Consider the following 13,577-nt stretch of genomic DNA (forward strand, 5'->3'; position numbering starts at 1 on the left):
GGACAGGCGGCGCGCCGGGGAGGGGGACGACAGGATTACTGCGAAGCCTTCTGGATCGCCTGGCGGGCGATTTCCTTGGCTGCCTTCTTGAAGGGATGCAGGTACAGCAGGGCCGACATGAAGTAGATGCACGACAGCGCGACTTCACCCCAGCCCAGCATGGCTGACATGTGTACGGTGTCGCTGGTGGCGCGCACCAGGCCTTCGGCCAGGTAGACCAGGATCAGCATCGACGACCACTGCATGGTGTAGACGTCGCGTTTGAGGACGCCGCGCAGCGGCAGCAGCAAGGGGATCACCTTGAGTACCATCCAGGAGCCGCCCGGTCGCAGCGGCGCCAGCACCAGCTCCCACGCCAGGCACAACAGGATCAGGAAAATCAGGCTGGCGGTGGCTCCTGCATGGAAATAGCGTGCGCGGCTGCTGCTCATGATGGTCTCCGTAATTGTTTGGCGGTCTCTGCCAGCCGTTTGCCCAGCGCGATGGCCAGGGTCTTCGAATCGTCCGACAGCGGCTGGTTGCCGTTGACGCCGGCCCAGTGGCTGGCGCCATAGGGGGTGCCGCCGCTGCTGGTGTTCATCAGTTCGGGATGCGTGTAAGGCAGGCCCAGCAGCAGCATGCCGTGGTGCAGCAGCGGAATCATCATCGACAGCAGCGTCGATTCCTGGCCGCCGTGCATGCTGCCGGTGGAGGTGAAGACGCAGGCCGGTTTGCCGACCAGCGCGCCCGACAGCCACTGCGGCGCGGTGCCGTCCCAGAAGTACTTCATGGCCGAGGCCATGTTGCCGAAGCGGGTCGGCGAGCCCAGCGCCAGGCCGTCGCACTCGGCCAGGTCGGACGCTTCCACATAGGGGGCGCCGCTGGTGGGCACATCCGGCTCAACCGCCTCGGTCACGGTGGACACCGCCGGCACGGTGCGCAGGCGGGCGTCGCAGCCGGGCACGCTTTCCACGCCCTGGGCGATCAGTTCGGCCAGCTTGCGGGTGGCGCCGTGGCGCGAGTAATACAGCACCAGGATGGTGGTGTTGGCGGAGGAGGGGTAGGCGTAGGCGGTGTTCATGCAAGTTATTATATTTCCGTTTTTTTCGCTTGCCATCGGGTTGCGCAAGCGACTTTGCGAAGGGGTATTTTACGGGCGGACGTACTTTCGCCGACTTGCCCTTCGTCACATAAATCGACACTTTGTCGAATACTTTTAGGTAAAAACGAGAATATCGTCGCAATTTTGCGGATAATTCGTCTCTTCAGGCGTTGCCGTGACTGAGCGGATCGGGCACGAACCCAGCCGCACCGCACACAGTCCGGCGCCCGGCAGGATGATGGCCCGGCGCCGCGTGTTCCGGAACCGCGGTCTGGGGCAGCGGTCTGCAGCAAGCTTCGTACCGGATTTGAATCAATGTCTCCTTTGCGTATTACTTTTTCTCATATGCGTGGCTTGACCCGTCAGCAGTTGCGCGATCTGTTCCGCTTCGCCGCGCGGCGGCTGGGCGAGGATCGCCTGCCGCAAGTGGCCGGCAGCCTGACCTTCACCACCATCCTCTCGCTGGTGCCGATGCTGACCATCGCGCTGGCGCTGTTTACCGCCTTCCCGCTGTTCTCGACCTTCCGCGCCTCGCTGGAGGCTTACTTCGTCGAGAACCTGATGCCCAAGGGCGTGGCCAACACCATCGTCGGCTACCTGAACCAGTTCGCCTCCAAGTCGGCGCGACTGTCGGCGGTGGGCGCGGTGGCGCTGATCGTGACCTCGGTGCTGACCATGTCCACCATCGAGAGCGTGTTCAACCAGATCTGGCGCGTGAAGAAATCGCGCCCGCTGCTGCAGCGCGTGCTGGTGTACTGGGCCATCATCTCGCTGGGGCCGCTCTTGATCGGCGTGTCGATCAGCGTGACGTCCTATCTTTCCACCGCCACCGGCGGCGCGGTCAAGAGCCTGCCGTGGCTGGGCGCGAGCTTTTACGCGCTGGTCTCGCTGATGCTGTCGACGGCGGCCTATACGCTGCTCTACAGCACCGTGCCCAACCAGACCGTGGACTGGCGCGACGCGCTGGCCGGCGGCGTGGTGGCGGGCATCTGCGTGGAAATTTCCAAGCGTCTGTTTGCGGTCTACATCCTCAAGTTTCCCACCTATACCGTGCTCTATGGGGCAGTGGCGGCGCTGCCGATCTTCCTGGTGTGGGTCTACATGATGTGGATGATCACGCTGATGGGCGCGCTGCTGACGGCGGCGCTGCCGGTGGTGCGCTACGAGCGCTGGTGGCACGTGTCCTCGCCGGGGGCGGAGTTCATCGATGCGGTCAAGCTGCTCAAGTTTTTGCACGCCGCGCGCGTGGGCGTGGACTCCGCGGTGGTGAGCATGGATGAGGTGCGGCGCGCTACCCACCTGGGCCTGGGCGAGCTGCAGCACCTGCTGGGCAAGATGGCCGAGGCCGGCTGGGTGGCGTCGATCAAGCCGGAAGTTTCGCGCAAGGCAGCGTGGAACCGTCGCATCACCGACGACATGGACCGCTGGACGCTGGTGGCCAACCCGGCTGCGTTGCCGTTGTCACAGGTGTACCGCCTGTTCGTGTTCGACTCGACCGTGCTGGCGCAGGTGGGCGAGGAGGGCGCGCTGGCTGCCCGCGTGGACGGTGCCATCGACACCGTGCTGGAGCAGTCGCTGGAAGCGTATTGCAACGCCCATGAAGCGGTGCAGCAAAAGATCGCCGCCGTAGCCAACCTCGCCGCGACGCCCTACGCCCCGGTGCCGCTGGAGGCGCGCCGGCGGATGTGGGAGCGATAAGCCCGATCCCGGCTCAGAAGGAAATCTGGCCGGTCAGCATCTGCCAGTACATCACCCAGTCGCCCATGAAGGAGTAGAGCGGGTGGCGGAAGGTGGCGGGCTGGTTCTTTTCCACCGCGAAATGGCCGATCCAGGCAAAGCCGTAGCCGCACAGCACGGCCACCGGCAGCCACCACCACTGGTGGCTGATCAGCAGCATCATCAGCGCCAGCAAGGCCAGGGTGGAGCCGAGGAAGTGCAGCTGGCGGTTGACCCGATGCGAGTGTTCGCTCAGGTATGTCGGGTAAAAATCGCTGAAATCCGCATATTTCCGATCAGGCAGGGCGGTGGACACGCTGTTCTCCCAGAGTCCTTGTGCTTTCAGCTTAGTCAGCGCCCGTCGCATATTCAAATCGGCATCATGACGTGACGAAATAGTTGCACGGCAGCGTGATTGCCGGTTGCCCAAACCGCGCGCTTGACCGTACCATGTCGCATACGCCCGCCAGGCGTGCAGCACCGTCGCATGTTGCCTGCACGAATTGGATTTTTCAGGCACCATCGCCTACAGTCAAAACAGCTCCATACAAATTAGGACGACATCATGAAAGTCTCTGAAATCCTCAAGGTCAAAGGCAACATCCTCTTTACCGTCACGCCGGACACCCCGATTCAGGAGGCGGTCGCCGCCATGGCAGAGAAGGACATCGGCTCGCTGGTGGTGATGGAATACGGCGACCTAGTCGGCATGCTGACCTTCCGCGAAGTGCTGCTGACGCTGCACAAGAACGGCGGCGAACTGGGCGGCTCGACCGTGCGCAAGCACATGAACGACGCGCCGATCACCGTCACCCCCGATACCGACCTGAACGAAGTGCGTCGCATCATGCTGGAAAAGCATGCGCGCTACGTGCCGGTGATGGAGGCGCGCACCGTGCTGGGCGTGATGTCGTTCTACGACGTCGCCAAGGCCGTGCTGGACGCGCAAGGTTTCGAGAACAAGATGCTCAAGGCCTACATCCGTGACTGGCCGGCCGAGCACGAAGAAAACAATACCTGAGCAATACCTGAGCAATGCCCGAGCAAGGCGCCGGGTGCGGTTGCCCATCGCACCGGCCCGCCTGATGCCGGTATTGCCGTTCATGCCGATGCGGGCAGCCGCCTTGCCCGCATCGAAACCGTTCCTGTCGGAGCGGTTTTTTATTGCCTGTCTTATTGTCCGTGACGCCGATGTCATTGCTCATGCCGCAGGCCGCGCCTCACCGTCCGTAACCACGCTACCTGAAATCGCCACCGCATAGCCCAATGTCAAAGAACAATCAGTTCGCCCTGTTCGCCCAACGGCGCTTCGCGCCCTTCTTCTGGACCCAATTCCTCGGCGCGCTCAACGACAACGTCTTCAAGACCGCGCTGTTGACCGTCCTGACCTACGACGCGCTGTCGTGGACCACGATGGATACCGGCCTGTTGAACAACCTCATTCCGGGTTTGTTCATCCTGCCGTTCTTCCTGTTCTCCGCCACCGCCGGCCAGCTGGCCGACAAGCTGGAAAAGGGCCGCGTGGCGCGCTTCGTCAAGTTACTGGAAATCGTCATCATGGGCATCGCCGCCTACGGCTGGATGACGCATCACCTGTGGCTGCTGGTGGCGGCAGTGGTGGGCATGGGCATTCATTCGACGCTGTTCGGGCCGGTCAAGTATGCCTACCTGCCGCAGCAACTGAAGCGCGAGGAACTGATCGGCGGCAACGGCGTAATCGAGATGGGCACCTTCGTCGGCATCCTGCTGGGCGAGATCCTGGGCGCGGTGCTGGTCGTGCACAAGCCCTGGGGATTGCATCTGGTGGCCGGCATCACGTTGGGTTTTGCGGTGCTGGGCTGGCTGGCCAGCCTGGCCATTCCGAACTCGCCGGCGCCGGCGCCCGAGCTCAAGGTCAACTGGAACCCGTTCACCGAGACCGTGCGCAACATCGGCTTCTCGCGCCGCAACCGTCCGGTGTTCCTGTCGCTGCTGGGCAATTCCTGGTTCTGGTTCTACGGCGCCATCATGCTGGCGCAGTTTCCGCTGTACGCGAAGAACTACCTGCATGGCGACCATAGCGTGTTCGTGCTGCTGCTGGCGGTGTTCTCGGTCGGCATCGGCGCCGGTTCTCTGCTGTGCGAGCGGCTGTCCGGCCACAAGGTGGAGATCGGCCTGGTGCCGTTCGGCTCGATCGGCTTGTCGGTGTTCGGGCTGGACCTGTATTTCGCCAGCCAGGCCTACGCCGCCCCGGCGGCCGCGGTCGACCTGATGGGCTTCCTGGCGCAGGGCGGCAGCTGGCGCATCCTGGCCGATTGCCTGGGCATCGGCGTGTTCGGCGGGCTCTACATCGTGCCGCTGTTCGCGCTGATCCAGACCCGCTGCGACCCGGCCCACGTATCGCGCACCATCGCCGGCATGAACATCATGAACGCGCTGTTCATGGTGGCGTCGGCCCTGGTGGCGATGGTGCTGCTCAAGGCCGGCCTGTCGATTCCCGAAATCTTCCTCGTCACCGCGATCCTGAACGCGGTGGTGGCCGCCTACATCTTCTCGCTGGTGCCGGAATTCCTGATGCGTTTCCTGGCCTGGCTGCTGATCCATACCTTCTACCGCGTGCGCGTGAGCAACGGCGAGGCCATCACTTCGCACGGCGCCGGCGTGATCGTGTGCAACCACGTCAGCTACCTGGACGCCATCGTCATCATGGCGGCCAGCCCGCGACCCATCCGCTTCGTGATGGACCATCACATCTTCAAGATCCCGGTGCTGTCCTGGATCTTCCGCAACGCCCGCGCGATCCCGATCGCGCCGGTCAAGGAAGATCCGTGGCTGACCGAGAAGGCCTTCGTCGATATCGCCCAGGCCTTGCATGAGGGCGAGCTGGTGTGCATCTTCCCGGAAGGCAAGCTCACGCGTGACGGCGAGCTCAATCCGTTCAGGGGCGGCGTGCAAAAGATCATCGAGCGCACGCCGGTGCCGGTGCTGCCGATGGCGCTGCGCGGATTGTGGGGCAGCCTGCTGTCGCGCGACCCGAGCAATCCCTTGTCGCGCTCGTTCAAGCGCGGGCTGTTCTCGCGCCTGGAGCTGGTGGTGGGCGAGGCCATTCCCGCCGCCGAGGTGTCGCCGGACTTGCTGCAGGAGCGCGTGAAGGCGCTGCGCGGCGAGTGGAAATAGGCGGGCAGGGCAGCGCCATGCGGCCGCCGGCTCGTCGGCCGCGCCCGGGACTGGTAAAATCCTGCTTTTCCCAGTCCTAGCGCGAATTCCATCATGTCCGGCAATACCTTCGGCACCCTCTTCACGGTTACCACCTTCGGCGAATCCCACGGCCCGGCCATCGGCTGCGTGGTCGACGGCTGCCCGCCGGGGATGAGCCTGTCGGAAGCCGACATCCAGCCGGAACTGGATCGCCGTCGCCCCGGCACCTCGCGTCACGTGACCCAGCGCCAGGAGCCCGACACCGTCGAGATCTTGTCCGGCGTGTACGAAGGCAAGACCACCGGCACCCCGATCGCGCTGCTGATCCGCAACCAGGATCAGCGCAGCAAGGACTATGGCAACATCCTCGACACCTTCCGTCCCGGTCACGCCGATTACACCTACTGGCACAAGTACGGCATCCGCGACCCGCGCGGCGGCGGTCGTTCGTCGGCGCGCCTGACCGCGCCGGTGGTCGGCGCGGCGGCCATCGCCAAGAAGTGGCTGTTCGAGAAATACGGTACCACCTTCAAGGGCTGCATGAGCCAGCTGGGCGATATCGCGATCCCGTTCCAGTCCTGGGAGCACGTGACCGAGAACCCGTTCTTCGCCGCCAACGCCGACATCATTCCCAAGCTGGAAGAGTACATGGACGCGTTACGCAAGGATGGCGACTCCATCGGCGCGCGCATCGACGTGGTGGCACAGAACGTGCCGGTCGGCCTGGGCGAGCCGATTTACGACAAGCTTGATGCCGAGATCGCTTTCGCGCTGATGGGCATCAACGCGGTCAAGGGCGTGGAGATCGGCGCCGGTTTCCGCTCGGTGGCGCAGAAGGGTTCGGAGCACGGCGATGCGCTGACGCCAGAAGGTTTCGTCGGCAACAACGCCGGCGGCATTCTGGGCGGCATCTCCACCGGCCAAGACATCACCGCTTCGATCGCCATCAAGCCGACCTCCAGCATCCGCACCCCGCGTCCCTCGATCGACAAGGACGGCAAGCCGATCGCGGTCGAGACTTTCGGACGCCATGATCCATGCGTGGGCATCCGCGCCACGCCGATCGCCGAAGCCATGCTGGCGCTGGTGCTGATGGATCACGCGCTGCGTCATCGTGCGCAATGCGGCGACGTCAAGGTCGATACGCCGCAGCTGCGCTGAGCGACACTCTTCGAACAAAAGCCGGCCGTCGCCCAAGCGATCGCCGGCTTTTGTTTTTGGCGAACCATTCGGCCGCGGCGCGGGTCGAATCGCTGTCGGAAAAGGCGGGCTTCCGGAGCACCGCTTGAGGTCGCAAGATCGCAAGGCCAAGAAGGGCGGGTATCATCGCTGGCAGGTGTGCCACCCGGCATCAAACTCAATCAATTATTAAATTACTCAATGGAGGCGGGCGTGCCGTTCACACCGATCATCAAGAACAGCGTGCTGGCGTTGGCCGTGGTCGGCCTGGTCGCATGCGAAACCGTGCAGACCACGCAGGGCGGCGCCGTCGGCGTCGACCGCAAGCAAAGCATGCTGGTGTCGTCGCAGGAGATGGAGGCTCAGTCCAGCAAGGAATACGCGCAGGTGCTGGCAGAGGCCAAGGGCAAGGGCCTGCTCAACCGCAGTGCGGCACAGACCCAGCGTGTGAAGGCCATCGCCAATCGCCTGATTCCGCAGACCGGCGTGTTTCGTCCGGACGCGCTGAAGTGGAACTGGGAGGTCAACGTGCTGAGTTCCGACGAGACCAATGCCTGGTGCATGCCGGGCGGGAAGATCGCGGTCTACACCGGCCTGATCGATAAGTTGAAGATCACCGACGACGAGCTGGCCGCGGTCATGGGCCACGAAATCGCCCACGCGCTGCGCGAGCATGCGCGCGAGCGCGCCTCGCAGCAGATGGGCGCCAACATGGCCATTTCCCTCGGCGCGGCGCTGCTGGGGCTGGGCGACGTCGGCCAGCAGGGCGGGCAATACCTGTACATGGGCTTCATGGGCTTGCCCAATTCGCGCGCCAATGAGACCGAGGCCGATCGCATCGGCGTCGAGCTGGCCGCGCGCGGCGGTTACGACCCCAAGGCGGCGGTGACGCTGTGGAAGAAGATGTCCGCGCTGGGCGGCGAGGAGCCGATGAAGTTCATGTCCACCCACCCCTCCAGCGCTGATCGCATTGCCGACCTGACGGTGTATGCGCAGCGGGTCGAGCCCCTTTATCAACAGACCCAGCAGACCCGCAAGCGCTGAACTGCGGGGCTTGCCCTACTGAAGCCCGGCTCGATAAATGCCGGGTTTTTTGTTTGTGCCGCCACTTCTGCGTTTTTTCTGCTGCTTCGCAGCATTATTGGCTGTTGTTGCCCTGCGGCGGAAAACGCGGCAGGAAGGGTAGGACCTCTCGCTTTATGGCATAATCAAATGCTATTTTCAACGACCAGTGCCCCTTAAGCACCTTTGCAGGACCGCAACATGCTCAAGACGCTTTACGACAAACTCTGGGAGTCGCACGTCGTTCATACGGAAGATGACGGTACCGCCATCCTGTATATCGACCGCCATCTTCTCCACGAGGTGACCAGCCCGCAAGCCTTCGAAGGCTTAAAGCTAGCCGGACGTCAACCATGGCGTAAATCGGCCAACCTGATGGTGGCGGACCATAACGTTCCTACCACCGACCGCGCGCAAGGCATCGCCGACCCGATCTCCCGCCTGCAGGTGGAGACCCTCGACGGCAACGCCAAGGAATACGACCTGACCTATTTCGGTATGAACGACAAGCGTCAGGGCATCGTGCACGTGATCGGCCCTGAGCAGGGCGCGACCCTGCCGGGCATGACGGTGGTCTGCGGCGACTCGCACACTTCCACCCACGGCGCCTTCGCCGCGCTGGCGCACGGCATCGGCACCTCCGAAGTCGAGCACGTGCTGGCCACGCAGACGCTGCTGGCCCGCAAGTCGAAGTCCATGCTGGTGCAGGTCGACGGCGCGCTGCCGGCCGGCGTCACCGCCAAGGATATCGTGCTGGCCGTGATCGGCCGCATCGGTACCGCCGGCGGCACCGGTTACGCGATCGAATTCGCCGGCTCGACGATGCGCTCGCTGTCGATGGAAGGCCGCATGACGGTGTGCAACATGGCCATCGAGGCGGGCGCACGCGCCGGCATGGTGGCCTTTGACGACACCACAATGAATTACCTGAAGGGCCGCCCGTATTCGCCGGTGGGCCCGCACTGGGAGCGCGCGGTCTCGTACTGGCGTTCGCTGCATTCCGACCCGGGCGCCAAGTTCGACATGGTCGTCATGCTGAACGCCGCCGAGATCAAGCCGCAAGTCACCTGGGGCACTTCGCCCGAGATGGTGGTGGCGGTCGACGCCCGCGTACCCGATCCGGACAAGGAAAAGGACCCGACCAAGCGCGACGGCATGGAAAAGGCGCTGGCCTACATGGCCCTGAAGCCCAACACCCCGATCGAAGATATTCGTATCGACAAGGTGTTCATCGGCTCCTGCACCAACTCGCGCATCGAAGACCTGCGCGAAGCGGCGGCGGTGGTGCGCGGCAAGTTCCGCGCCTCCAACGTCAAGGTGGCGATGGTGGTGCCGGGCTCCGGCCTGGTCAAGGAGCAGGCCGAGCGCGAAGGCCTGGACAAAATTTTCAAGGACGCCGGTTTCGAATGGCGCGAGCCGGGTTGCTCGATGTGCCTGGCGATGAACGCAGACCGGCTGGAGCCGGGCGAGCGCTGCGCCTCGACCTCGAACCGCAACTTCGAAGGTCGCCAAGGGGCCGGTGGCCGCACCCACCTGGTCAGCCCGGCAATGGCCGCGGCTGCAGGCATTGCGGGCCATTTCGTCGATGTTCGTTCGCTGTAATCACTTGTCATCCTGAGAGAAAAGATCATGAAAAAAATCTCCGCGCTGTTCCTGCTGGTGGCTGCCCTGGGGGCGCTGGCCGGCTGCAATACCGTCGATGGCTTTGGCAAGGACGTGCAGCACGTTGGCGAAAAAATGCAGGACGCCAGCAAGAAGTAATCTGGAAACCGGCGAGCCGCCACGGCCCGCCGGCAGTTTTTGAACAGGAAATAGGAAGGGCGCGGCGGCAGGTCATGCGATTGCCGCCGCGCCGACTCAATGCCATGAATAAATTTATCGTCCACGAAGGTTTGGTTGCGCCGCTGGACCGCGCCAACGTCGACACCGATGCGATCATTCCGAAGCAATTCCTGAAGTCGATCAAGCGCAGCGGCTTCGGTCCGAACCTGTTCGACGAATGGCGTTATCTGGATCACGGCGAGCCGGGCATGGACAACTCCAAGCGCCCGCTGAACCCGGACTTCGTGCTGAACCAGCAGCGTTACCAAGGCGCATCGGTCCTGCTGTCGCGCAAGAACTTCGGCTGCGGCTCCTCGCGTGAGCACGCGCCCTGGGCGCTGGACCAGTACGGCTTCCGCGCCGTGATCGCGCCCAGCTTCGCCGACATCTTCTTCAACAACTGCTACAAGAACGGCCTGCTGCCCATCGTGCTCTCCGAGCAGCAAGTCGATCACCTGTTCAATGAAGTGAAGGCCTTCCCGGGCTACCGCTTGATCATCGACCTGGAAAAGCAGGTGGTCACCACCACCAACGGCAGCGAAGCGTTCCCGTTCGATATCAGCGAGTTCCGCAAGTACTGCCTGCTGAACGGTTTCGATGACATCGGCCTGACCCTACGCAAATCGGACACCATTCGTGCTTACGAAGAGAAACGCCTGCACGAACAGCCCTGGTTGAGCAACACGATCTGAGGATCGTAGGAAGTAAAGCAAAACAAAGGGCGGTCAGATGACCGCCCTTGTCATTCATGAGCTTGGATGACGCACTGCCGAGTCACACAGTTGAATCACATCCTTTGAATTACATCGAGAAGAGAGAGTGCCATGAAGATTGCTATCCTGCCGGGTGACGGCATCGGTCCTGAAATCGTCGACCAGGCGGTTCGCGTCCTGAATTCGCTGGGCGAAAAGTTCGAGATGGAAACCGCCCCGGTCGGCGGCGCCGGCTATGAGGCGCACGGCCACCCGCTGCCGGAAGGCACCCTGAAGCTGGCCAAGGAAGCCGACGCCATCCTGTTCGGCGCGGTCGGCGACTGGAAGTACGACAAGCTGGAGCGCGCGCTGCGCCCCGAGCAAGCCATCCTGGGCCTGCGCAAGCACCTGCAGCTGTTCGCCAACTTCCGTCCGGCGATCTGCTACCCTGAGCTGACCGGCGCTTCCTCGCTCAAGCCCGAGCTGGTTGCCAACCTGGACATCCTGATCGTGCGCGAACTGAACGGCGACATCTACTTCGGCCAGCCGCGCGGCATGCGCGAAGCGCCGGACGGTCCGTTCAAGGGCGCCCGCGAAGGATTTGATACCATGCGCTATTCGGAGCCGGAAATCCGCCGTATCGCGCACGTGGCCTTCCAAGCCGCGGCCAAGCGCGGCAAGCGCCTGTGCAGCGTGGATAAGGCCAACGTGCTGGAGACCTTCCAGTTCTGGAAGGACATCGTGACCGAAGTCGGCAAAGAATATCCGGATGTCGAGCTGTCGCACATGTACGTGGACAATGCCGCCATGCAGCTGGTCAAGGCGCCGAAGAACTTCGACGTGATCGTCACCGGCAACATGTTCGGCGACATCCTGTCGGACGCTGCCGCGATGCTGACCGGTTCCATCGGCATGCTGCCGTCGGCCTCGCTGGACGCCAACAACAAGGGCCTGTACGAGCCTTCGCACGGTTCGGCTCCCGATATCGCCGGCAAGGGTATTGCCAATCCGCTGGCGACCATCCTGTCGGCGGCGATGATGCTGCGCTTCTCGCTGAACAAGGCACAGCAGGCCGACCGTATCGAAAACGCCGTGAAGAAAGTGCTTGCGCAAGGCCTGCGCACCGCCGATATTTACGAAGAGGGCACCACCAAGGTCAACACCCAGCAGATGGGCGAGGCCGTGGTCAAGGCGCTCGGTTAAGGTCAATTCCGCCCACGGCGTGGGCGGGTTGCGCGCCGGAGGATCCGGCAAATGTGTTCAATCGATGTTGATAACCATGGACGTACTAAATAGGGAAAGATGATGAAACTGGTTGGTTTGGTAGGCTGGCGTGGAATGGTGGGTTCGGTCCTGATGCAACGCATGCAGGACGAGGGTGATTTCGATCACATCGAACCGGTGTTTTTCTCGACTTCGAATGCGGGTGGCAAGGCGCCGTCGTTTGCCAAAAAGGAAACGACGCTGAAGGATGCCAACAGCATTGAAGAGCTGAAAAAATGCGACATCATCATTACCGCGCAGGGCGGCGACTACACCACCGAGATCTTCCCCAAGCTGCGTGCCGCTGGCTGGGACGGTTACTGGATCGATGCCGCCTCGACCCTGCGCATGAAGGATGACGCCGTGATCGTGCTGGATCCGGTCAACAACAACGTCATCAAGGACGCGCTGGCCCGTGGCGTGAAGAACTACATCGGCGGCAACTGCACCAACTCCATCCTGCTGATGGGCGTGGGCGGCCTGTTCAAAGAAGGCCTGGTCGAGTGGGTCAGCTCCATGACCTACCAGGCGGCCTCCGGCGGTGGCGCCAACCACATGCGCGAACTGCTCAAGGGCATGGGCGTCATCAACGCGGCCGTGGCCGATGAGCTGGCGACCCCATCGTCGGCCATCCTGGACATCGACCGCAAGGTGGCCAAGACTATTCGCGAAGACGTGCCGACCGAGTTCTTCGGCGCGCCGCTTGCCGGCGGCCTGATCCCCTGGATCGACGCCCAGCTGGAAAACGGCCAGTCCAAGGAAGAGTGGAAGGGCCAGGCTGAAGTCAACAAGATCCTCGGCAACGAGAAGATCATTCCGGTTGACGGCCTGTGCGTGCGTATCGGTGCGATGCGTTGCCATAGCCTGGCGCTGACCATCAAGCTCAAGCGCGACCTGCCGCTGTCGGAGATCGAATCCATCATCCGCTCGGGCAACCAGTGGGTGAAGTGGGTTCCCAACGAACGTCCGGTCACTGTCAAGGAACTGACCCCGGCAGCCGTCACCGGCGGTCTGGAAATCGGCGTGGGCCGCGTGCGCAAACTGAACCAGGGCCCGGAGTACATTTCCGCGTTCGTGATCGGCGACCAACTGCTGTGGGGGGCCGCCGAGCCGCTGCGCCGCATGCTGCGCATCATCCTGGGCAACCTGAACTGATGTGCGTCGACCGGAAAGCTTTCCGGTCGGCATCCCCTCGTGCGGGTTGAATGCGAATAAGGCTTGCCTACATCGTTGTCAGTCTGCAACAATAGCCCGCCACCAGTCACGCAAGTGGCCGCTGGCGGGTTTTTCTCGTCTTGAGAACTTGGTTACACTTGCGGGTGTAAGTTCTTGATGATAAAAGTTGAAAACCCAATTCATTTCATGAACGCCAACAAAATTCGACTTGCCTGTTGATCAGGCGGCAAGTCCTGGCGCCGGTGACGGCGCAGCGCCTTCGGAGCGGATTTGCTGGATTTGATGAAATGGGTCTGCAGTCTGGCTCTTAGGACCCTGCGAGAGGCGCGTTCCCGGCGGAACGGCCGATGGGCAGAGAGCAGCGCCGGGCCGGCGGTATCCGGTTCCGAGCGGCATATGCCCCAACACGG

14 protein-coding genes are annotated in these 13,577 nt (G+C 62.9%); 11 read left to right on the plus strand and 3 right to left on the minus strand.

Annotated features, from left to right (window positions below):
* Positions 1-35: 35 nt before the first annotated feature.
* Positions 36-431, minus strand: a complete 396-nt coding sequence (locus J8I26_RS14365) for a DUF2069 domain-containing protein (RefSeq protein ID WP_209607784.1) — start codon at positions 429-431, stop codon at positions 36-38.
* Entirely contained in the window at positions 428-1,060 is a 633-nt protein-coding gene (gene wrbA / locus J8I26_RS14370; RefSeq protein WP_209607785.1) for an NAD(P)H:quinone oxidoreductase, read from the minus strand. Before wrbA ends, J8I26_RS14365 begins: the two co-directional genes overlap by 4 nt.
* A 366-nt stretch (positions 1,061-1,426) precedes the next feature.
* Here wrbA and J8I26_RS14375 point away from each other — a divergent pair, with 366 nt between their 5' ends.
* A complete protein-coding gene (locus J8I26_RS14375; RefSeq protein WP_245200338.1) occupies positions 1,427-2,779 on the plus strand; it encodes a YihY family inner membrane protein in 1,353 nt (450 codons plus the stop codon).
* A gap of 13 nt (positions 2,780-2,792) precedes the next feature.
* Here J8I26_RS14375 and J8I26_RS14380 read toward each other — a convergent pair whose 3' ends face one another.
* Positions 2,793-3,113: a DUF962 domain-containing protein gene (locus tag J8I26_RS14380; protein WP_209607787.1), complete on the minus strand. Its 321-nt coding sequence runs from the start codon at positions 3,111-3,113 to the stop codon at positions 2,793-2,795.
* 249 nt (positions 3,114-3,362) lie between these two features.
* Between J8I26_RS14380 and J8I26_RS14385 the strand changes: the two genes are divergently transcribed.
* The 10 genes from J8I26_RS14385 (at position 3,363) to asd (ending at position 13,146) form a co-directional block, all read left to right on the plus strand.
* Positions 3,363-3,818, plus strand: coding sequence for a CBS domain-containing protein (locus J8I26_RS14385; RefSeq protein WP_209607788.1), 456 nt, complete (start codon positions 3,363-3,365; stop codon positions 3,816-3,818).
* Positions 3,819-3,858: 40 nt separating this feature from the next.
* Positions 3,859-4,059 carry a hypothetical protein gene (locus J8I26_RS14390; protein WP_209607789.1) on the plus strand — a complete coding sequence of 67 codons (201 nt, stop codon included), beginning with the start codon at positions 3,859-3,861 and terminating at the stop codon, positions 4,057-4,059.
* A 4-nt stretch (positions 4,060-4,063) separates the two neighbouring features.
* A complete protein-coding gene (locus J8I26_RS14395) occupies positions 4,064-5,953 on the plus strand; it encodes an MFS transporter (RefSeq protein ID WP_209607790.1) in 1,890 nt (629 codons plus the stop codon).
* A gap of 93 nt (positions 5,954-6,046) precedes the next feature.
* Complete coding sequence (gene aroC / locus J8I26_RS14400) at positions 6,047-7,135, plus strand: chorismate synthase (protein ID WP_209607791.1); 1,089 nt, start codon at positions 6,047-6,049, stop codon at positions 7,133-7,135.
* A gap of 219 nt (positions 7,136-7,354) precedes the next feature.
* Entirely contained in the window at positions 7,355-8,197 is an 843-nt protein-coding gene (locus J8I26_RS14405) for a M48 family metallopeptidase (RefSeq protein WP_209607792.1), read from the plus strand.
* A gap of 219 nt (positions 8,198-8,416) precedes the next feature.
* Positions 8,417-9,817 (plus strand): 3-isopropylmalate dehydratase large subunit, encoded by a 1,401-nt coding sequence (leuC, locus tag J8I26_RS14410; RefSeq protein WP_209607793.1) that lies wholly within the window; start codon positions 8,417-8,419, stop codon positions 9,815-9,817.
* A 27-nt stretch (positions 9,818-9,844) separates the two neighbouring features.
* Entirely contained in the window at positions 9,845-9,976 is a 132-nt protein-coding gene (locus J8I26_RS14415; protein WP_209607794.1) for an entericidin A/B family lipoprotein, read from the plus strand.
* 104 nt (positions 9,977-10,080) lie between these two features.
* A complete protein-coding gene (leuD, locus tag J8I26_RS14420) occupies positions 10,081-10,728 on the plus strand; it encodes a 3-isopropylmalate dehydratase small subunit (protein WP_209607795.1) in 648 nt (215 codons plus the stop codon).
* Between the two features lie 132 nt (positions 10,729-10,860).
* Positions 10,861-11,931 (plus strand): 3-isopropylmalate dehydrogenase, encoded by a 1,071-nt coding sequence (gene leuB, locus J8I26_RS14425; RefSeq protein ID WP_209607796.1) that lies wholly within the window; start codon positions 10,861-10,863, stop codon positions 11,929-11,931.
* A 102-nt stretch (positions 11,932-12,033) separates the two neighbouring features.
* Complete coding sequence (gene asd, locus J8I26_RS14430) at positions 12,034-13,146, plus strand: aspartate-semialdehyde dehydrogenase (RefSeq protein ID WP_209607856.1); 1,113 nt, start codon at positions 12,034-12,036, stop codon at positions 13,144-13,146.
* Positions 13,147-13,577: the final 431 nt, after the last annotated feature.

This window comes from Herbaspirillum sp. LeCh32-8 (assembly GCF_017814915.1).
Lineage (GTDB): Bacteria > Pseudomonadota > Gammaproteobacteria > Burkholderiales > Burkholderiaceae_D > Herbaspirillum.